This window comes from Klenkia sp. PcliD-1-E, from assembly GCF_024124375.1.
Lineage (GTDB): Bacteria > Actinomycetota > Actinomycetes > Mycobacteriales > Geodermatophilaceae > Klenkia.
This window is the reverse complement of sequence record NZ_JAMXRZ010000007.1, coordinates 1-19,552: the sequence shown is the minus strand read 5'-3', so window position 1 is coordinate 19,552 and position 19,552 is coordinate 1. Positions and strand designations below refer to the sequence as shown.

Genomic DNA, 19,552 nt, shown 5'->3' with positions numbered 1-19,552 from the left:
CGCTAGCCGAGGCCACCGACGGTCGACGTGGGATATCCACCGGGTATATCGTCGCTGCGGACGAGGGAGGTGGTCGCGGTGGCCAAGACGCTGGTCGACATCCCGGCCGAGAAGCTGGCCGAGGCGCAGGCGGTGCTGGGCACCACGTCGAAGCGGTCCACCGTCGAGGCGGCGCTGGACCTGGTGCTGCTGCAGGCCCGGCAGCGGGCGATGGTCGAGGCGGTCGCCGCGGGGGAGGTCTTCCCGGACTTCACCCCCGAATTCCTGGCCAGGATCCGTGCCTGAGGCGGTCCTGGACAACTCGGCGTATGCGCGTATCCGAACCACTCCGGCGGTGCGGGACGCGGTGCTGGAGTACGTCGGTTCACCGCTGCACACGCTCCGGTCCGTGCTGGTCCAGCGCATGGAGATCGGGGTGAGCGCCCGCGACGTCACCGAGTACGACGCTGGTATGTCGGTTCTGGCTGGCATGCCGGTGCTGCCCCAGACGGACGACGTCGTCGAGGCCGCCCACGCTCTGCAGCGCACGCTGGTGGAGCGGGGCGCGCACCGCGGCCCGAAGGTGGTCGACGTCGTCATCGCCGCGACGGCGCTGGTGCACGGTGCCGAGGTGCTGCACTACGACGCCGACTACGACCTCATCGCCGAGGCCGAGCCCCGGCTGCGCACGCGCTGGGTCGTGCCGCGGGGCAGCGTGGCCTGACGACCTGCCCGGACGGGCCGCTGCTCCTAGACTCGCCCGGTGCAGATCCGGTTCACGTCCTCCGAGCGCGCGAGCCTGGGGGTGGAGTGGGAGCTGCAGCTGGTCGACCGCGAGACCCGCCAGCTGACCTCCGGCGCCATCGACATCCTCGCCGAGCTGACGCCCGAGGGTGCCGAGGAGCACCCCAAGGCCAAGCACGAGCTCCTGCAGTCGACCATCGAGATCATCACCGGCGTCTGCAGCACGGTCGCCGAGGCCAAGGCCGACCTCGCCGGCACCCTGGCCGAGGTCGTCGAGGCCGCCGACCGGCGCGGCCTGGGCGTGCTGTGCGCTGGCACCCACCCGATCACCGACTGGCAGACCCAGGACATCTCGCCGAAGGAGCGCTACGCGCAGCTGGTGGAGAAGATGCAGTGGCTGGCCCGCCGGCTGCAGATCTTCGGCGTCCACGTGCACGTCGGCGTCCGGTCGCCAGACAAGATCATCCCGATCGTCAACGCGCTGACCCAGTACGTGCCGCACTTCCTGGCCCTGTCGGCGTCCTCGCCGTACTGGGTGGGGGCCGACACCGGCCTGGCCAGCGCCCGGTCGAAGGTGTTCGAGGGCATGCCGACCGCGGGCCTGCCCTACCAGCTGTCGGGCTGGGACGGGTTCGAGGAGTACATGGAGACGCTGATCTCCACGCACGCCATCGAGAGCGTGCGGGAGGTGTGGTGGGACATCCGCCCGCACCCGGACTTCGGCACCGTCGAGCTGCGGATCTGCGACGGCCTGCCCACCCTCGACGAGATCGGCGCGGTGGCCGCGATGAGCCAGTGCCTGGTCGAGCGCTTCGACCGGGAGATCGACCGCGGCTACACCCTGCCCGTGCCGCCGAGCTGGGTGCTGCGGGAGAACAAGTGGCGGGCGGCCCGCTACGGCCTGGACGCCGAGATCATCGTCGACGAGCGCGGCACCGTGCGGCCGGTGCGCGAGGCGCTCACCGACCTGGTCGAGGAGCTCATGCCCACGGCCAAGCGGCTGGACTGCGCGGCCGAGCTCGGCGACGTGCTGCGCGTCCTCGAGGTCGGCGGGTCCTACCAGCGCCAGCGCGCCGTCGCGGCCGCGCACGACGGACGCCTCGAGCCCGTCGTCGACAGCCTGCTGGCGGAGCTGCGGGACGGGCTGCCCGGGTGAGCGAAGACGTCGATGCCTGGGTGGAGGCCCACCACGACGAGCTCGTGGCCACCCGCCGGCACCTGCACGCCCACCCCGAGCTCGGCTTCGCCGAGCACGAGACGACCGCCTACCTCGAGCGCCAGCTGCGCCGGGCCGGCCTGCCCACCCGCCGGCTGCCCGGCGGTACCGGGCTGGTCTGCGACGTGGGGACGTCGGGCCCGGTCACCGTGCTGCGCGCCGACATCGACGCGCTGCCCCTGGCCGACCTCAAGGACGTGCCCTACGCCTCCACGCGGCCGGGCATGTGCCACGCCTGCGGGCACGACGTGCACACCACCGTGCTGCTCGGGGTCGCCCGGGCGCTCGCGGCGCTGCCCGACCTCGCCGGCACGGTGCGCTGCGTGTTCCAGCCGGCCGAGGAGCAGGTGCCCGGCGGGGCGCTGCAGGTGCTGGAGGCCGGCGTCCTCGACGGCGCCGTCCGGGCCTTCGCGCTGCACTGCGACCCCTCCGTCCCGGCCGGCAAGGTCGGCCTGCGCACCGGCTCGATCACCGCGGCCTGCGACCGCATCGAGGTCACCCTCACCGGGCCCGGCGGGCACACCGCCCGGCCCCAGCTGACCGTCGACCTGGTGCACGCCCTGGCCCGGGTGGTCACCGAGGTGCCCGGCCTGCTGTCCCGGCAGGTCGACCCGCGGGCTGCGCTGTCGCTGGTCTGGGGTGCGGTGGACGCCGGGGTCGCGGCCAACGCCATCCCGCAGACCGGGTCGCTGCGCGGCACGCTGCGGGTGCTGGACCGCACCGTCTGGGAGGGCGCCGAGGACCTGGTCCGCCGGCTGGTGCACCGGGTGGGCGAGGACTCCGGGGCCACCGTGGACGTCGACTACGTGCGCGGTGTGCCCCCGGTGGTCAACGACCCCCGCGGCGTCGCGCTGCTGCGCACCGCGGCCATCGAGACGGTCGGCGCCGACGGGGTGGTGCAGTCCCCGCAGAGCATGGGCGGGGAGGACTTCGGCTGGTTCGCCGAGCGGCTGCCGATCGCGCTGGCCCGGCTGGGCACGCACGGCGGCGGCGGCCCCCTCGACCTGCACCGCGGCACCTTCGACGTCGACGAGCGCGCCATCGGGGTCGGCGTCCGGCTGCTGGCCCGCACCGCGCTGCAGGCGCTGGCCGCCGACGTCCCCACGGCCAGCAGTCAGGTGTGACCGTCCCGACACTCCTCGACTGCGCCGCTGTCGGTCCCGTCCGGTAGACACAGCGGCGACGCACTCGCAGGAGAACGGTGATTCGACGATGAGCCACCCCGCCCCCGGGACCGAGCCGGTCGCCGCCCCCGACGACCCGCCGGCCCCCGACAGGCTCGTGCTGGCCGGGGAGTTCCCCCCGGTCGACCGCGACCGCTGGCGCGAGCTGGTGGCCGGGGTGCTGCGCAAGGCCGGTCGCGAGGACCTGCCGGACCCGGTCGAGGACGCACTGCGCCGCACCGTGGCGACCGGGGTGTCGGTCGGCCCGCTCTACACCGCCGCCGACGTCGCCGGCCTGCCCGACCCGGGTGCCCCGGGCCTGCCGCCGTTCGTCCGCGGCTCGCGGGTGGTCCGCCCGGCACCCTCGGCCGCCGACGGCCAGGCCGCGACGGCCACGCCGGCGGGCTGGGACGTCCGGCAGCGGCACGCCGACCCCGACGTGGGGACGACGAAGGACGCGGTCGGCGCCGACCTGGAGCACGGCGTCACCTCCCTCTGGCTGGTGCTGGGCGAGGGCGGCGTCCCGGTGGACGCGCTGGGCGAGGTGCTCGACGGGGTGCTGCTGGACCTGGCGCCGGTGACCCTGCAGGGCGGGGAGGCGGCGGCCGAGGCGTTCCTGTCCCTCCTGGGTCACCGCCCGCTGGCGCCGGGGGGCAACCTGGGTCTGGACCCGCTGGGTGACCAGGCACGCACCGGGGTCCCCGCCGACCTGTCCGGGCTGGGCGGGTGGGCCCGCCGGGTCGCGGCGCACGACGACCTGCGCACGGTCGTCGTCGACACGACCGTGGTGCACGAGGCCGGGGCGACCGCGGTCGAGGAGCTGGCCTGCGCCCTCTCGAGCGGCGTGGCCTACCTGCGGGCGCTCACCGACGACGGGCTGCCGGTCGCCGACGCGGCGCGGGCGCTGGAGTTCCGGTTCGCCGCCACCGCCGACCAGTTCACCACCATCGCGACGTTGCGCGCGGCCCGGCGGCTGTGGGACCGGGTCGGCGAGGCCTCCGGCATCCCGGCCGCCGACCGCGGCATGCGGCAGCACGCGGTGACCTCCTCGGTCATGGTCACCGCGCGCGACCCCTGGGTGAACATGCTGCGCACCACGGTCGCCGCCTTCGCCGCCGGCGTGGGCGGGGCCGACGCGATCACCGTGGTGCCCTTCGACGCCGCGCTCGGCCTGCCCGACCCCTTCGCCCAGCGGATCGCCCGCAACACGCAGGCGCTGCTGCTGGAGGAGAGCCACCTGGGCCGGGTGCTCGACCCGGCCGGCGGGTCCTGGTACGTGGAGTCGCTGACCGACGCGCTGGCGCACGCGGCGTGGGAGCTGTTCACCGAGCTGGAGCGGGCCGGCGGGTACGCCGCGGCGCTGTCCTCGGGCCTGGTCGCGGAGCGGTGCGCCGCGGCGTGGGCGGCCCGGTCCCGCCGCATCGCCACCCGGAAGGACGCCATCACCGGGGTCAGCGAGTTCCCCAACATCGCCGAGGTGCTGCCCGACCGGCGTCCGGCCCCCGTCGCCTCCGGCGGTGGGCTGCCCCGGGTCCGTGCGGCGCAGGCCTTCGAGGACCTGCGTGACCGGGCGGAGGAACCGGCCGACCGTCCGGTGGTCTACCTGGCCACTCTCGGGAAGCCCGCGGCGCACACCGCACGGCTGACCTTCGCGGCCAACCTGTTCCAGGCCGGCGGGCTGGCGACCCCGTCCGGGGACGGGGTGTCCGAGCTGGGCGGGGCGAGGATGGCCTGCATCTGCGGGTCCGACAAGGACTACGCGGCCGCCGCCGCGGACCTGGCACGTGAGCTGCGCGAGGCCGGGGCGGAGCGCATCTGGCTGGCCGGGAAGCCCGACCTCTCCGTCGAGGGCGTCGACGGCTACGTGTTCGCCGGCTGCGACGCCGTCGACGTCCTGACCACCACCCTCGACGAGCTGCTGGGAGCACGGGCATGAGCGCCATCCCCGACTTCGGGTCCCTCGAGCTGGGCACGCCGGCCGAGGCCGCCTCGGCCGCCGACTGGGCGGCGGAGTTCGCCGAGCGCACCGGACGCTCGGTGGGCGAGGCCGCGTGGGAGACCCCCGAGGGCATCGAGGTGCCGCCGCTGCTGACCGCCGCCGACCTCGAGGGCCTGGACTTCCTCGACGGCTACCCGGGCCTGCCGCCCTACGGCCGCGGGCCCTACCCGACGATGTACACCACCCAGCCCTGGACGGTTCGGCAGTACGCCGGCTTCTCCACGGCAGCGGCGTCCAACGCCTTCTACCGGCGCAACCTCGCCGCCGGGCAGAAGGGCCTGTCGGTCGCCTTCGACCTGCCCACCCACCGGGGCTACGACTCCGACCACCCGCGGGTGCCCGGCGACGTCGGCATGGCCGGGGTGGCCATCGACTCCATCTACGACATGCGGCAGCTCTTCGACGGCATCCCGCTGGACCGGATGAGCGTGTCGATGACCATGAACGGCGCCGTGCTGCCGGTGCTCGCGCTCTACATCGTGGCGGCCGAGGAGCAGGGGGTGGCGCCGGAGCAGCTGAGCGGGACCATCCAGAACGACATCCTCAAGGAGTTCATGGTCCGCAACACCTACATCTACCCCCCGGGGCCCTCGATGCAGGTGATCAGCGACATCTTCGCCTACACGTCGCAGCGGATGCCCCGGTTCAACTCGATCTCGATCTCCGGGTACCACATCCAGGAGGCCGGCGCGACGGCCGACCTGGAGCTGGCGTACACGCTCGCCGACGGCGTGGAGTACCTCAAGGCCGGCCGCGAGGCCGGGCTGGACGTCGACGCCTTCGCGCCCCGGCTGAGCTTCTTCTGGGGCATCGGGATGAACTTCTTCATGGAGGTCGCCAAGCTCCGCGCCGGCCGGCTGCTGTGGGCCAAGCTCGTCGAGCGCGAGGGCGCCACCAACCCCAAGTCGCTGTCGCTGCGCACGCACTCGCAGACCTCGGGGTGGTCGCTGACCGCGCAGGACGTCTACAACAACGTCGTCCGCACCTGCGTGGAGGCCATGGCCGCCACCCAGGGCCACACGCAGTCGCTGCACACCAACGCCCTGGACGAGGCGCTCGCGCTGCCGACGGACTTCTCCGCCCGGATCGCCCGCAACACCCAGCTGCTGCTGCAGCAGGAGTCGGGCACGACCCGGGTCATCGACCCCTGGGGCGGGTCGGCCCACGTGGAGCGGCTGACCTACGAGCTGGCCCGCAAGGCGTGGGCGCACATCGAGGAGGTCGAGGCAGCCGGCGGGATGGCGCAGGCGATCAGCGACGGCATCCCCAAGCTGCGCATCGAGGAGGCCGCCGCCCGCACCCAGGCCCGCATCGACTCCGGCCGCCAGCCGGTCATCGGGGTGAACAAGTACCCGGTCGAGGCCGACGAGGCCGTCGAGGTGCTGCGGGTGGACAACGCCGACGTGCTCGCCCAGCAGGTCGAGCGGCTGCGCCGGCTGCGCGAGGAGCGCGACACCGACGCGTGCGAGGCCGCGCTGCGCAGGCTGACCGAGGCGGCGCAGGCCGCCGCCGACGGCAAGCGCGGGCAGGAGCTGGAGAACAACCTGCTGGCCCTGGCCGTCGACGCCGCGCGTGCGAAGGCCACGGTCGGGGAGATCTCCGACGCCCTGGAGAAGGTGTACGGCCGGCACGCCGGCCAGGTGCGCACCATCTCCGGGGTGTACCGCGAGGAGGCAGGGGAGGGGGGCCCGATGGAGGAGACCCGCCGGATGACCGAGGCCTTCGCCGAGGCCGAGGGGCGCCGTCCCCGCATCCTGGTCGCCAAGATGGGCCAGGACGGCCACGACCGCGGGCAGAAGGTCATCGCCACCGCGTTCGCCGACCTCGGCTTCGACGTCGACGTCGGCCCGCTGTTCCAGACGCCGGAGGAGGTCGCCCGGCAGGCGGTGGAGGCCGACGTGCACGTCGTCGGCGTCTCGTCGCTTGCCGCCGGTCACCTGACGCTGGTCCCGGCGCTGCGCGACGCGCTGGCCGAGCTCGGCGCCGACGATGTGCTCATCGTCGTCGGGGGCGTGATCCCGCCGGACGACGTCCAGACGCTGAAGGACATGGGTGCGGCGGCGGTGTTCCCGCCCGGCACGGTCATCGCGACGGCGGCCCAGCAGCTGCTGCGGGAGCTGTCGGCCCGCCTCGGCCACTGATGGAGCTGGCGGAGGGCGTCCTCGCCGGCGACCGCCGGTCCATCGCCCGGGCCATCACGCTGGTGGAGTCGCGGCGGGCCGACCACCGGGAGCGCGCGCAGGAGCTGCTGGTCGAGCTGCTGCCGCACGCCGGTGGTGCGCAGCGGGTGGGCATCAGCGGGGTGCCCGGGGTCGGCAAGTCGACCTTCATCGACCAGCTGGGCATCGACCTGACCGCCGCCGGGCACCGGGTCGCCGTCCTGGCGGTCGACCCGTCCTCGGCGCGGTCCGGTGGGTCGATCCTGGGTGACAAGACCCGCATGGCCCGGCTCTCGGTCGACCCCGCGGCCTTCATCCGGCCGTCGCCGACCGCGGGCACGCTGGGCGGGGTCGCGCAGGCCACCCGGGAGTCGATGGTGGTCGTGGAGGCCGCCGGCCACGACGTGGTGCTGGTGGAGACCGTCGGGGTGGGGCAGAGCGAGGTCACCGTCGCGGAGATGGTCGACACCTTCCTGTTCCTCACGCTGGCCCGCACCGGGGACTCCCTGCAGGGCATCAAGCGCGGGATCCTGGAGATCGCCGACGTCATCGCGGTGAACAAGGCCGACGGCCCGGCCGCCGGCGACGCCCGGACGGCGGCCCGCGAGCTGGCCGGGGCGATCCGGATGCTGCGCGGGGAGTCCGAGTGGGACGTCCCGGTGCTGACCTGCGCGGGGTTGACCGGCGAGGGGCTGGACCTGGTGTGGGCCCAGGTGGTCGCGCACACCGAGCAGCTGAGGGCGTCGGGGGAGTTCGACCGCCGGCGCAACGCGCAGCAGGTGCGCTGGACCTGGCAGCTGGTCCGCGACGGCCTGGAGGCGCGGCTGCGCGAGCACCCCGCCGTCCGGGCGTCGGCGCCGGACCTGGAGCGTCAGGTGTTGGCCGGGGAGCTGACCCCGGCGCTGGCCGCCCGTGAGCTGCTCACCACCTTCCTGACGGACCCGACCCCCTGACGGCGGTGCCTGGCTCGGCCCGGTCGCGGACCGGGGGTGCGGCTGCCGGGACCGGTCCGCCGAAGAGCACGCGTCCACCGACGAAGGTCAGCGGCGCGGTGACCGCCACCGTGACCAGTGCGGTGACCACGGCGGAGGGCTGAGCGACGGCGTGGAGGGCACCGACCACGGCCAGCCCCACCCCGTAGACGGCGAGGTACCAGCCGGCGAACAGCGCCGACCGGCGCCACGTCGGCCGGCTCCCGAACACCACCCGCGACGTCATCGCCGTGGTGTAGGCCAGGCCGAGGGCGAACACCACCGTGTACGCCACACCCGGGGGCAGCCACCGCTGGAGCAGCACGAACAGCGCGAAGGTGACCAGGGTGTTCGAACCGCCGACGAGGGCGAAGCGGACGAGCTGCCCCACCGTGCGCGGGACGGCGGCGCCGCCCGGACGGTCAGCGGGCGACGTCATCCCGGCCCGGGAAGGTCTCGTGGCTCATCGCGACGGCGCCGGGTCGCCGCTTGCTGTTCTCGTAGGTCCGCCACACGTAGGAACCCACGATGCCCAGCGCCAGCAGGATGGAGGAGCACAGCAGGAACAGCATGAGCATCAACGGGGTGTAGCCCTCGACCTCGACGTTGCCGGTGGCCCAGGCCACGAACACCGCGATGCCGGCGACGACCGACAGCACCACGCCGAGGAAGCCGGCGGTGATCAGGACGGTGATCGGCAGGTCGGTGAAGGAGAAGATGCTGTCGTTCATGTACCGGAGCTTCTTGCGCAGGCTCCACCCGCTGCTGCCGTGCTCGCGCTCCTGTCGGGCGTAGGGCACCTCGGCGCGCCGGAAACCCAGCCAGTAGACCAGGCCCACCAGGCTGGTGTGCGACTCGTCCAGCCGCAGCAGCTCCGTCACGACCTGCCGGGTGCAGCCGAACATGTCCACGCCGCCGGCGGGCAGGTCCTTCTGCACGAGCCGCCGGTACAGACCCCAGAAGGTGCGCGAGGCGATGCTGGACAGGGCCGGGTCGTCGCGGCCGGTCCGGACCCCCACCGCGACGTCGTGCCGGCCGGTGGCCAGCTGGGCGAAGATGTCGACGACCAGGGAGACCGGCTCCTGCAGGTCCGCCGCCATCACCGCGACGCGTTCGCCCCGGGCGACCGCGAGCCCGGCCCGGATGGCCGAGAAGGACCCGTAGTTCCGCGACAGTGTGACCAGCTGGGCGCGCAGGTCGTACTCGGGGAGGAGGCGCCGCAGCAGCAGCAGGGACCCGTCGGGGGACCCGTCGACCACGAACACCGCCTCGAAGCCCCCGGGCAGGGTCCGGGACAGGTCGGCCAGGCGGTCCAGCAGGGCCGGGATCGTCGCCTCGTTGCCGTAGACCGGCACGACGACCGAGTGGAGCACGGGCCCGGGGGACCGCCCCTCCGCCGACTGCGCCGGGCGGGCGAGGGTCGGGAGCTCAGAGCTGCTGGAGAACATCGCACACCCGCTCGATCTCGAGGTCGGTCAGTTCCGGGAAGCACGGCAGCGTGAGCACGGAGGCCGCAGCGCGCTCGGTGACCGGCAGCGCGGTCGCGGCGTGCTCGATGGCGAGCAGCGGCTGCCGGTGGTCGGGCACCGGGTAGTGCACGTCGGTGCGCACCCCGGCGGCGTCGAGCAGTCCGCGGTCGCGGTCGCGGTCCGGGCTGGTCATCACGGCCAGGTGCCCCACGTACGCCGGGCTGCCGGTGGCCGAGCCGTGCACCATCCGGCGGGGACCGTCCCCGAGGGCAGCCGAGTAGCGAGCGACCACGTCACGGCGTGCGGCGTTCCACGACGCCAGGTGGGGCAGCTTGGCGCGCAGCACCGCCGCCTGCACCTCGTCCAGGCGGCTGTTGCGCCCGTGCTCCTGGACCACCGTGTACTTCGACGACCACCCGTACTGCCGCAGCCGGCGCAGCAGGCCGGCGCGCTCGGGGTCGTCGGTGAGCACCGCACCGGCGTCGCCGAGGGCGCCGAGGTTCTTGGTCGGGAAGAAGCTGATCGCGGCGACGTCCCCGAGCGAGCCCGCCGGTCCGTCCGGACCGACGGCACCCGCGGCCTGGGCGCAGTCCTCGACCAGTGCGACGCCGGTCGAGCGGCACAGCTCGACCAGGGCCCTGGTCGATGCCATGCGGCCGTAGAGGTGGGTCACCACGACCGCCCTGGTCCGGGGGGTCAGGACCGGGCCGACCGTGTCGGCGGTGAGCAGGAGGGAGTCGGGGTCCACGTCGGCGAAGCGGGGCCGCAGGCCGGCCTTCATCGCCGCGGTCGTGGTGTAGGCGCCGGCGTTGGCGGCCGTCACGACCTCGTCGCCGGGACGGCAGCCGACCGAGAGCAGCGCCAGCTCGAGGGCGTCCGTCCCGTTGGCGACGGCGACGGCGTGCCGCACGCCCATGGCGGCCGCGAGCTCGGTCTCGAACGCGTCGTGCTGCGGCCCGAGCACGTACCAGCCGGCGGAGAGCACCCCCGCGACGACCGCCTGCAGCTCGTCGGCCATCGCGTCGAAGCCGCGCCGCAGGTCGTTGAGGGGGACGACGGCGTCGACGCCGACCGTTCCGCCCGGACGTGCCGCCATGACCTCCCCCTCCGCCCCACCCGCCGTGGTCGGGGCTGACCCGAGGGTAGTGGTCGAGCCGCTCGTGCCCCGGGACGCGGGACGGTGCGACGGACCGGTCCGCCGCACCAGGGCCACCACCGGCCCCGTCGGCACCGGCTGCCCCACGGGACGCCCCGGACCGCGGCGGAGGGACCGCCTGGTGGCCCTGACTGCCTAAGCTCGCGACGTCCGACGGCGTCCCGCGGGGAGGCCGCGGCGACGGTGGAGGAACGGTGATGGGGCACTTCGTGCACGACCGGGGGATCTGCGAGTCCACGGCGGTGGGGGACGGCACTCGCATCTGGGCCTTCGCGCACGTCCTGCCCGGCGCCGTCATCGGCCGCGACTGCAACGTCTGCGACCACGTCTTCGTCGAGAACGACGTCGTGGTGGGCGACCGCGTCACCATCAAGTGCGGCGTCCAGCTCTGGGACGGCGTCCGGCTGGCCGACGACGTCTTCGTCGGGCCCAACGCCACCTTCACCAACGACCCCTTCCCGCGCAGCCGGGTGCACCCGGGGACCTTCAGCACCACGGTCGTCGGCCCGGGGGCGTCCCTGGGCGCCGGCTGCGTGGTCCTGCCGGGCGTCACGATCGGGCGCCGAGCCATGGTGGGTGCCGGTGCCGTGGTCACCAAGGACGTACCGCCGAACGCGGTGGTCGTCGGGAACCCGGCACGCATCGTGGGCTACGTGGACGCCGGCGGAGCGGATGGGTCGGCAGCCGCTGCGGTGGACGGGCTCCCGGTCAGCCGGGTCCCCGGCGTCGACGTCGTGCGGATGACCCGGGCCGACGACCTCCGGGGCAGCCTCGTGGCCGCCAACTTCGGCTCGGACCTGCCCTTCGTCCCGCAGCGGTTCTTCACCGTCTTCGGCGTCCCGTCCACGGACGTCCGGGGTGCGCACGCCCACCGGGAGTGCCACCAGCTGCTGGTCTGCGTCCAGGGCAGCGTCAACGCGGTCGTCGACGACGGGCGGCAGCGCCAGGAGTTCGTGCTCGACCGCCCCGAGACCGGGTTGCACATGGCACCGATGATCTGGGGCACGCAGTACCGCTACACCGCCGACGCCGTCCTGCTGGTGCTGGCCTCCCACCCCTACGACGCCGACGACTACATCCGGGACCACGACCAGTTCCTCGCCGAGGTCGACCTGCGGGCGGGCGCCGACACGTGAGCGTGCTGCGACGTCCCCGCCGGCTCGACGCGGTCGTGGCGGCGGCGTCGGCGACCCTGCTCGCGCTGCTGGGCATCGGCGGGGGGCTCTACCGCCTGCAGGTGCCGCTGGACGACGGGGACATGCTCCCGGCCTACGCCGCGACCCGCCTCTGGTCGACCGGTGCGCCGTTCGGCGATGCCTCGCTCGGTGCCCCGTTCGGCATCGAGCAGCGCTACTACCCGACCGCCGACGTCGTCCAGAACGCGGTCGCCGGGCTCCTGGCGTGGGTGGCCGGGAACCCGTTCCTGGGTCTGAACCTGGCGTTCGTGCTGTCCTTCCCGGCCACGGCGCTCGCCGGCATCTGGGTCCTGGGCATCGCCGGGCTGCGCGGTCCCTGGGCGGTCGTCCTGACCCTGGCGCTGACGTTCGTGCCCTTCCACTGGTACCGGACCGACCACGTCTACCTGGCGACGTCCTACTCGGCGGTCGTGGGGGTGGGCCTGGCTCTCCTGGTGGGCAGCGGACAGCTGGAGCAGCGGTTGCGCGGCCCCGCCCGGCGACGGGCCTGGCTCGTGGTGGTCGGGGCGGGCTTGCTGGTGGCGGCGAGCGGCATCTACTACGCCTGCTTCACCGTGCTGCTCGTCGCGGCCGCTGCTGCCTGGCGGTGGGTCCGGGGCGCCCGGGTGCGCGATGCGGCCCTCGCGGCCGTCCCCGCGGTCGCGGTCGTCGTCGGCACCGTCGTCCTGCTCGCACCGTCGATCCTCTACGTCCGGTCGCACCCACCGCTGGCACCGCTGGCTGCGCGGGAGACGCTCGAGAGCGTCCTGTACGCGGGGTCCCTGGTCCTCGCCCTCATCCCCGCGCCGGTGCCGTCGGTCCTCGGCCGCTTCTACCCGGGGGAGCTGTCCGCCGGGCTGCTGTCCGACGTCGGGGACCTCGACCTCGCCGAGGGTCAGCGGTTGTCCAACTTCGGCTCGGTGGCCACGGTGTTGGCCTGCGTGGTCGTGCTGGTGGGAGTGGTGCGGTCCAGCCGCCGGTCCGCGCGGGCCGTGACCGTGGAGGACGGTGGACGGGTCGGGCGCGGCGCCGAGGACGGCGACGACGGCGAGGACCGCGAGGACGGCGAGGACGCGCTCGCGGCCGGTGCGGTGACGCTGCCCCTCGTCGGGTTCCTGGCGCTGGTGTGCCTGCTGTTCTTCGTGCCCTGGGGTCTGAACCTCCTCTTCGCCTACCTCGTCATGCCCGAGATCCGTGCCTGGAACAGGCTGCTGCCGGAGATGTACACCCTGCTCTTCGTCGCCGCCGCGGTCGTCGGGCTGCGGTGGCGGCCACGGGTGCGGCCGCGGGCGGGCCGGGTGCTGGTGGGGCTGGGCCTCGTCGTGGTCGTCGTGGACTCCGTCCTCCCCGCGCGGGCGCACTTCGCGGACGCCGAGGTCTCGGGGAGCCGGATGAGCGGGGCCGGCTACCAGTACGCGGCGGCCCTGAACGCCGCCGTCCCCGGCCGGTGCGCGGTGCTCGAGCTCCCCTACGTGCGCTACCCGGAGACGCCCCCGAAGCAGGCCCTGGAGAACTACGAACCGCTGTGGCCGGCGCTCACCAACCCCGGCAAGACGTGGTCCGCGGCAGCGATGAAGGACACCGCGGCGAGCGCCTGGCAGGCCAGGCTCGGGGACTCGCTGACCGCCGAGGACCTCGAGCCGTTGGCGGCGGGTGGGTTCTGCGCGGTGCACGTCGACCGGCGCGGGTACACGCCCGCGGACGCGGACGCGGTGACCGCCCAGCTGACCGATCTCCTGGGCGCCCCGGTCGCCACCGGCCTGGACGGGGACTGGTCGGCCTACCGGCTGCCGACCGACGGGGTGACGGTCCTGCCGCCCGCCGAGCTCGTGCAGGCCCCGGGCGAGCTGGGCACCTTCTGGGCCCCGCCGCAGCTGCGGCCGGTGAGCGGTGCGCCGGAGGGCCCGGTGACGTCCACCTTCCACCAGGACTGGGTGCTGTCGCCGGACGCCCTCCTCGACGTCGACGCCCTGGACGGGGGAGCGCCCTTCCGCACGGTCCGCGGGGAGGTCGCGGCCGGGGGCTGCACCGGGGAGGTGACCGTCGCGCTGCGGGACCCCGACTCGGGGGAGGTGACCACCAGCACCACGGTCCCGGCCGGGGTCAGCGAGGCCGCCCCGTTCCGGCTGTACCTGCCGGGACCGGTGCGGCGCGCCGAGCTCTCGGTGTCCGCCCCGGGGTGCCCCACCACCGCCGACCCGCCCGCCACCGTGCTCCTGCGGGACCCGGAGGCCGTCGGCTGAGGAGGCGGCCGACCTCAGCCCGGCGGCAGGTCGGCGACGACCTCGGCGAGCAGCCGGGCGAGGTGGTCGTGGCCCGCCTGGGTGGGGTGCAGGCCGTCGGGCCCGACGTACTCGGCGACCTCGTCGGCCGGGAACCACCCGCGGGCCACGGGGTCGACGAAGACCACGCCCACGGCCCGCGCGGCGCCCGCCAGTGCGGTGTTGACCGCGACCGAGTCCTGGGCCGCCGCAGGTTGCGGTGCGGTGGCGCCCACGAGGACCACCTGCGCGTGCGGCGCACGGGCCACCAGGGACCGCAGCACGCCCTCGGCCGCGTCCCGGACGTCGTCCGGCGGCTTCTGCCGGTCGTTGAGCCCGCCCTCCACCACGACCACGTCGACGTCGAGGACCGCATCGGGGAGCGCCGCCACCCGGGTGGCGTAGCGCTGGTCGCGGCCCGACGGCCCGGGGTTGACGAACCCGGTGCCGCCCACCGCGTCCACCGCGGTCCGGGCGCCGAGGTCGCGCCCGGTCTCCCAGGCGAAGGACGTCATCGCGGTCTGCGCCCCGTCACCGGCCGCGTACGAGTCGCCGATGACCAGCAGGTCGAGGACGTCGTCCGGGACCGGCGGATCGGCGACCGGACCCGGGGCGACGGCGCCCGCCGTGCAACCGGCCAGCAGCCACGCGGTCGCGGCGGCCGCCGCCGCGCGGGCGACGACGGGGTGGTGCGGCACACGGGGGAGCACCCGTGGAGCCTAGGGCGCCGGCCGGCCGGGGTGGCCTGCCGACGTCCCCGTCGCGGTCGGGGAGACTGGGTGGTGCACATGCCGCACTGCCCGGGAGTACAGACATGACCCGCATCGTGATCATCGGCGGCGGACCGGCCGGCTACGAGGCCGCGCTCGTCGCCGCCCAGCTCGGCGCCGACGTCACCGTCGTCGAGCGGGACGGCCTCGGCGGGGCGAGCGTGCTCACCGACTGCGTGCCCTCCAAGACCCTCATCGCCGCCGCGGGCGCGATGACGGCGGTGCGCGACTCCGCCGTCCTCGGCCTGCAGGGCACCGACCTCGCCGACGTCACCCTGGACATCGCGGCGGTCAACCAGCGCATCCGCGGCCTGGCGGTGGCGCAGTCGGCCGACATCCACGCCCGGCTGGAGAGCGTCGGCGTCCGGTGCGTCAGCGGCCAGGCCCGGTTGTCCGACGAGATCCGGGGGCTGATCGCGCACCGGGTCGAGATCTGCGACGTCGACGGCGGCGTGCGGCAGGAGGTCGAGGCCGACGTCGTCCTCGTCGCCACGGGCGCCGACCCCCGGGTGCTGCCCGGCGCCGAGCCCGACGGCGAGCGGATCCTGTCCTGGCGCGACGTGTACGACCTGGAGGAGCTGCCCGAGCACCTCGTCGTCGTGGGGTCCGGCGTGACGGGCGCGGAGTTCGCGTCCGGCTACCTGGAGGCAGGCGTGCCGGTCACCCTGGTCTCCTCCCGCGACCAGGTGCTCCCCGGCGAGGACGCCGACGCCGCCGCCGTGGTCGAGCAGGTCTTCCAGTCCCGCGGAGGCAAGATCGCCGACCGCGGCCGCGCCGAGTCGGTGACGCGGACCGCGACCGGGGTGGAGGTCCGGCTGACCGACGGCCGGGTGGTCACGGGGTCGCATGCGCTCATGACGGTGGGCACCGTGCCGAACACCGACGGGCTAAACCTGGAGAAGTGCGGCGTGGAGCTGTCGCCGTCCGGACACGTGGTGGTCGACCGGGTGTCCCGCACCTCGGTGCCCGGCATCTACGCCGCCGGTGACGTCACCGGCGTCTTCCAGCTCGCCTCGGTCGCCGCCATGCAGGGCCGCATCGCCATGTGGCACGCCCTCGGCGAAGCCGTCTCGCCGATCCGGCTCAAGACCGTCGCCGGCAACGTGTTCACCCACCCCGAGATCGCCACCGTCGGAGTGCAGGAGAAGACGCTGCCCGAGGGGTCGGACATCGACAGCGTGCAGCTGCCGCTGGCCACCAACGCCCGGGCCAAGATGAGCGACCTGCGGGACGGGTTCGTGAAGATATTCGCGCGCCGCTCGACCGGCGTCGTCGTCGGCGGCGTCGTCGTGGCGCCGGGGGCCTCGGAGCTGGTCCTGCCGATCACCCTCGCGGTGAGCAAGGGGCTCACCGTCGACGACCTCGCGCAGACCTTCTCCATCTACCCCTCGCTGTCCGGGTCGATCACCGAGGCCGGTCGGCGGCTGATGAACTCCCAGCCCGAGTGACCCGGCGGGTCCCCGTCGCGGGCGGGGACATCTGCGCCTCCTACCGGGAGGATCGGGCCGGTGGACCGGTGTTCGTCAAGGAGCTCGACGGGGCACCGGCCGGGTTCTTCGCCGCCGAGGCGCGCGGGCTGGACCGGCTGCGGGTGGACGGCGGCCCGCCGGTCCCCGCGGTCGTCGAGGTGACCGACCGTTCGCTGGCGCTCGAGTGGGTGGACACCGGGCCACCCAGGTCCGCGGCCGCCGCCCGGTTCGGTGCTGCGCTGGCGCACCTCCACGCGGCACCGGAGGACCGGTTCGGGGGACCGGGGTTCGCCGCCACCGTCCCGCTGGACGCGCGATCGTCGGACGACTGGGCGACGTTCTTCGCGCGCGCCCGGCTGCTGCCCCTGGTGCGCTCGGCGCGGGACGACGGGTCGCTGTCGGCTGCCGGTGCCGCAGCGGTCGAGGCGGTCTGCGACCGGCTCGGGGAGCTGGTCCCGGCCGAGCCGCCGGCCCGGCTGCACGGCGACCTGTGGAGCGGCAACCTGCTCTGGGGCGCCGACGGCCGGGTCTGGCTGGTCGACGCCGCCGCCGCGCACGCCGGGCACCGGGAGACCGACCTGGCGCTGCTGGCCCTCTTCGGCGCGCCGCACCTGGACCGCCTCGAGGCGGCCTACGCGGAGGTCGCGCCGCTGGCCGAGGGGTGGCGGGAGCGGCAGGGCATCCACCAGCTGCACCCGCTGCTGCTGCACGCCGTCCTGTTCGGCGGGGGGTACGGCGCTGCGGTGGAGCGCCAGGCGGCGCACTACCTCTGACGGGTGACGCCGCTCCAGCAGGGCGGCCGGTGTGACGACGTCCTGGTCAGGTCCCCCCTGCCCAGGAGCTGATCGTGCTGCACACCCGTCGTCGTCGCGCGCTGCGCGGTGCCGTGCTGACCGCCACCGCTGCGGTGCTGGCGACCTTCGCCGTCGCCCCGGCCGCCCAGGCGGACCCTGCCGTCGCCCAGGATCCGGCGCCGTCCACGGAGACCGCCGCGCCGTCCACCGAGCCGGCCGCGCCGTCCACCGAGCCGGCCGCGCCGTCCACGGGGACCACTGCGCCGTCCACGGAGGCCGCCGCGCCGTCCACCCAGGTCGCGCCGTCCACCCAGGTCGCGCCGTCCACCGAGGTCGCGCCGTCCACCGAGGGCACCGACCCCGGGGACGTCGTCGTCGGCCAGCTCATGCAGGCCTGGCCCGACCCCACCGCCGCGGAGCACGCGCACGAGGACGCGGCCGGGTACGACGACCACCCCGAGGAGCCGCTGAGCTGGATCGAGCCGGCCGAGGGCGATGCCGTCCGCGTCCCGACCGACGCGCTGCCCGACGTCGAGGTCGGGTCCACCCTCGCGGTGACCGTGGGCGACGAGGTCACCGACGAGGCGACCACCCAGCAGGGCATCGAGCCCGCCGTCGAGGTGCAGGCCGCCACGGTCGTCGACGCCGCGGCCCCGGACCCGACCACCGCGTCGGCCGGCACCGCACCCACGAACACCGTCACCGCCGTCCTGGTCCTCCCCGCCGGCGCCACGGCGGACAGCATGAGCATCGGGACGGTCGTGGACACCCTGAACGGGGCGGTGTCCTCGTTCTGGGACGAGCAGAGCAACGGCACCGTGCGCATCGCGGCCGTGGCCGGGGCCGCGGGCTGGGTGCGCTCGTCGCAGACCTGCTCGTCCGCGTTCAACCTCTGGAGCGACGTGGCCGCGCAGATCGGCTGGACGCAGGGTGCCGGCAAGCACCTGATGCTCTACGTCCCCCCGGGCACCTCGGGCTGCGCCTACGGCCTGGGCACGGTCGGCTCCTCCATCGGCTCCGGTGGCCGCTCCTACGTGCAGGCCGCCGCGCTGTCGGTGATGGCCCACGAGCTCGGCCACAACTTCGGCCTCGGGCACTCCTCGGAGCTGCAGTGCGACGCATCCCTGGAGTCCGGCACCTGCCAGACCCGGGCCTACTACGACTTCTACGACGTCATGGGCATCTCCTGGGGCCAGGTCGGCACGCTGAACGCCGTGCAGGCCGATCGGCTGGGGTTGCTCCCCGCCGCCGAGGAGGTCGCCCTGGGCACCTCCAGCGCGGCCACCACGATCACCCTCGCCCCGGTCTCCGCGACCTCGGGGACGCGGGCGGTCACGCTGACCGCGACCGACGGCACCGTGTACTACCTGGAGTACCGCCAGCCCAGCGGGCAGGACGCCTGGCTCGGTGACGCGCGCAACGCCTACCGCCTCGACAGCGGCGTCGTCGTGCGCCGGGCGTCCTCGGGCTCGGACACCTCGCTGCTGCTGGACGGTTCCCCGTCGGCGTCCGCGGGCTGGACCTCGGACCTGCAGCAGGCGCTCCCGGTCGGCCCGAGCACGTCCGTCGGGCGCTCGGCGTGGTCGGTGACGGTCCAGGGGACCACCGCCGCGGGCGCCACCGTCCGGGTGGTCGCCACCGGGGGAGCCAGCACGCCCGTCGACATCCGGTACGCCGAGGAGGGTGGTAGCGGGGGCTCCCTGGGTGCCCCCGTGGGGGTGCTGTCGTGCGGCCTGCGGTCCGGGGGTTGCTTCCGGGCGTACGCCAACGGCTCGATCTACTGGTCGCCTGCCACGGGTGCGGCGGTGGTGCGGGGGACGGTGCTGTCGGCGTGGGGTGCGCGGGGGTACGAGACCGGTGGCCTGGGCTACCCGGTGTCGGACACGTTCTGCGGGCTGACCGACGGTGGGTGCTTCCAGCGGTTCCAGGGGGGTTCGCTGTACGGGAGCTCCGGCACCCCGGTGCAGTGGGTCCGGGGGGCGATCCGTGATGCGTGGGGTGCTTCGGGTTGGGAGAACGGGCCGCTGGGCTACCCGACCGGTGACGAGAACTGCGGTCTGCGCGGCGGCGGCTGCTTCCAGGTGTTCAGCGGCGGCTCGGTCTACTGGTCGCCTGCCACGGGTGCGGCGGTGGTGCGGGGGACGGTGCTGTCGGCGTGGGGTGCGCGGGGGTACGAGACCGGTGGCCTGGGCTACCCGGTGTCGGACACGTTCTGCGGGCTGACCGA

At 74.7% G+C, this 19,552-nt stretch carries 16 protein-coding genes; 12 read left to right on the top strand and 4 right to left on the bottom strand.

Annotated features, from left to right (window positions below):
- Positions 1-78 precede the first annotated feature (78 nt).
- The 7 genes from NH342_RS02985 to meaB all read left to right on the top strand — a co-directional run bounded on the left by NH342_RS02985 (position 79) and on the right by meaB (position 8,213).
- Positions 79-285 carry a DUF2191 domain-containing protein gene (locus tag NH342_RS02985; RefSeq protein WP_253011095.1) on the top strand — a complete coding sequence of 69 codons (207 nt, stop codon included), beginning with the start codon at positions 79-81 and terminating at the stop codon, positions 283-285.
- A 103-nt stretch (positions 286-388) separates the two neighbouring features.
- Positions 389-703, top strand: a complete 315-nt coding sequence (locus NH342_RS02980; RefSeq protein ID WP_253011093.1) for a PIN domain-containing protein — start codon at positions 389-391, stop codon at positions 701-703.
- 39 nt (positions 704-742) lie between these two features.
- Positions 743-1,879, top strand: a complete 1,137-nt coding sequence (locus tag NH342_RS02975) for a glutamate--cysteine ligase (protein ID WP_253011091.1) — start codon at positions 743-745, stop codon at positions 1,877-1,879.
- A complete protein-coding gene (locus tag NH342_RS02970) occupies positions 1,876-3,063 on the top strand; it encodes an amidohydrolase (RefSeq protein ID WP_253011089.1) in 1,188 nt (395 codons plus the stop codon). Before NH342_RS02975 ends, NH342_RS02970 begins: the two co-directional genes overlap by 4 nt.
- 88 nt (positions 3,064-3,151) lie before the next feature.
- Positions 3,152-5,038, top strand: coding sequence for a methylmalonyl-CoA mutase family protein (locus tag NH342_RS02965; protein ID WP_253011087.1), 1,887 nt, complete (start codon positions 3,152-3,154; stop codon positions 5,036-5,038).
- A complete protein-coding gene (scpA, locus tag NH342_RS02960; protein WP_253011085.1) occupies positions 5,035-7,242 on the top strand; it encodes a methylmalonyl-CoA mutase in 2,208 nt (735 codons plus the stop codon). Before NH342_RS02965 ends, scpA begins: the two co-directional genes overlap by 4 nt.
- Positions 7,242-8,213: a methylmalonyl Co-A mutase-associated GTPase MeaB gene (gene meaB / locus NH342_RS02955; RefSeq protein WP_253011083.1), complete on the top strand. Its 972-nt coding sequence runs from the start codon at positions 7,242-7,244 to the stop codon at positions 8,211-8,213. Before scpA ends, meaB begins: the two co-directional genes overlap by 1 nt.
- Here the strand turns inward: meaB and NH342_RS02950 are convergent.
- Genes NH342_RS02950 through NH342_RS02940 form a run of 3 tightly spaced genes read right to left on the bottom strand, consistent with a single transcriptional unit; the run spans position 8,182 to position 10,796 of the window.
- Complete coding sequence (locus NH342_RS02950) at positions 8,182-8,670, bottom strand: GtrA family protein (protein ID WP_253011081.1); 489 nt, start codon at positions 8,668-8,670, stop codon at positions 8,182-8,184. The two genes, meaB and NH342_RS02950, sit on opposite strands and share 32 nt — an antisense overlap.
- Positions 8,654-9,604, bottom strand: a complete 951-nt coding sequence (locus NH342_RS02945) for a glycosyltransferase family 2 protein (protein WP_253011079.1) — start codon at positions 9,602-9,604, stop codon at positions 8,654-8,656. The genes NH342_RS02950 and NH342_RS02945 overlap by 17 nt, the downstream gene beginning before the upstream one ends.
- 55 nt (positions 9,605-9,659) lie before the next feature.
- Positions 9,660-10,796 carry a DegT/DnrJ/EryC1/StrS aminotransferase family protein gene (locus NH342_RS02940; RefSeq protein ID WP_253011077.1) on the bottom strand — a complete coding sequence of 379 codons (1,137 nt, stop codon included), beginning with the start codon at positions 10,794-10,796 and terminating at the stop codon, positions 9,660-9,662.
- 257 nt (positions 10,797-11,053) lie between these two features.
- Between NH342_RS02940 and NH342_RS23845 the strand changes: the two genes are divergently transcribed.
- Both NH342_RS23845 and NH342_RS02925 read left to right on the top strand, forming a co-directional pair.
- Positions 11,054-11,992, top strand: a complete 939-nt coding sequence (locus NH342_RS23845) for a WxcM-like domain-containing protein (RefSeq protein WP_305884827.1) — start codon at positions 11,054-11,056, stop codon at positions 11,990-11,992.
- Positions 11,989-14,274, top strand: a complete 2,286-nt coding sequence (locus NH342_RS02925; RefSeq protein ID WP_253011075.1) for a hypothetical protein — start codon at positions 11,989-11,991, stop codon at positions 14,272-14,274. The genes NH342_RS23845 and NH342_RS02925 overlap by 4 nt, the downstream gene beginning before the upstream one ends.
- A 14-nt stretch (positions 14,275-14,288) precedes the next feature.
- On the opposite strand, the gene NH342_RS02920 is transcribed toward NH342_RS02925, so the two are convergent.
- Positions 14,289-15,002 (bottom strand): SGNH/GDSL hydrolase family protein, encoded by a 714-nt coding sequence (locus NH342_RS02920; RefSeq protein WP_253011073.1) that lies wholly within the window; start codon positions 15,000-15,002, stop codon positions 14,289-14,291.
- A gap of 2 nt (positions 15,003-15,004) precedes the next feature.
- Here NH342_RS02920 and NH342_RS02915 point away from each other — a divergent pair, with 2 nt between their 5' ends.
- The 3 genes from NH342_RS02915 to NH342_RS02905 form a co-directional block, all read left to right on the top strand.
- Positions 15,005-16,510 carry an NAD(P)H-quinone dehydrogenase gene (locus NH342_RS02915; RefSeq protein ID WP_374209411.1) on the top strand — a complete coding sequence of 502 codons (1,506 nt, stop codon included), beginning with the start codon at positions 15,005-15,007 and terminating at the stop codon, positions 16,508-16,510.
- Entirely contained in the window at positions 16,507-17,304 is a 798-nt protein-coding gene (locus NH342_RS02910) for a fructosamine kinase family protein (protein ID WP_253011069.1), read from the top strand. The genes NH342_RS02915 and NH342_RS02910 overlap by 4 nt, the downstream gene beginning before the upstream one ends.
- 74 nt (positions 17,305-17,378) lie before the next feature.
- Positions 17,379-19,552 (top strand): M12 family metallo-peptidase (locus tag NH342_RS02905; RefSeq protein ID WP_253011068.1); only part of this gene is annotated, 2,174 nt, incomplete at its 3' end.

Bases quoted from the DNA above. Each gene is read 5' to 3' on its own strand.
- NH342_RS02965 (WP_253011087.1), top strand. From the start codon at position 3,152: ATGAGCCACCCCGCCCCCGGGACCGAGCCGGTCGCCGCCCCCGACGAC.
- scpA (WP_253011085.1), top strand. From the start codon at position 5,035: ATGAGCGCCATCCCCGACTTCGGGTCCCTCGAGCTGGGCACGCCGGCC.
- meaB (WP_253011083.1), top strand. From the start codon at position 7,242: ATGGAGCTGGCGGAGGGCGTCCTCGCCGGCGACCGCCGGTCCATCGCC.
- NH342_RS02950 (WP_253011081.1), bottom strand. From the start codon at position 8,670: ATGACGTCGCCCGCTGACCGTCCGGGCGGCGCCGCCGTCCCGCGCACG.
- NH342_RS02940 (WP_253011077.1), bottom strand. From the start codon at position 10,796: ATGGCGGCACGTCCGGGCGGAACGGTCGGCGTCGACGCCGTCGTCCCC.
- NH342_RS23845 (WP_305884827.1), top strand. From the start codon at position 11,054: ATGGGGCACTTCGTGCACGACCGGGGGATCTGCGAGTCCACGGCGGTG.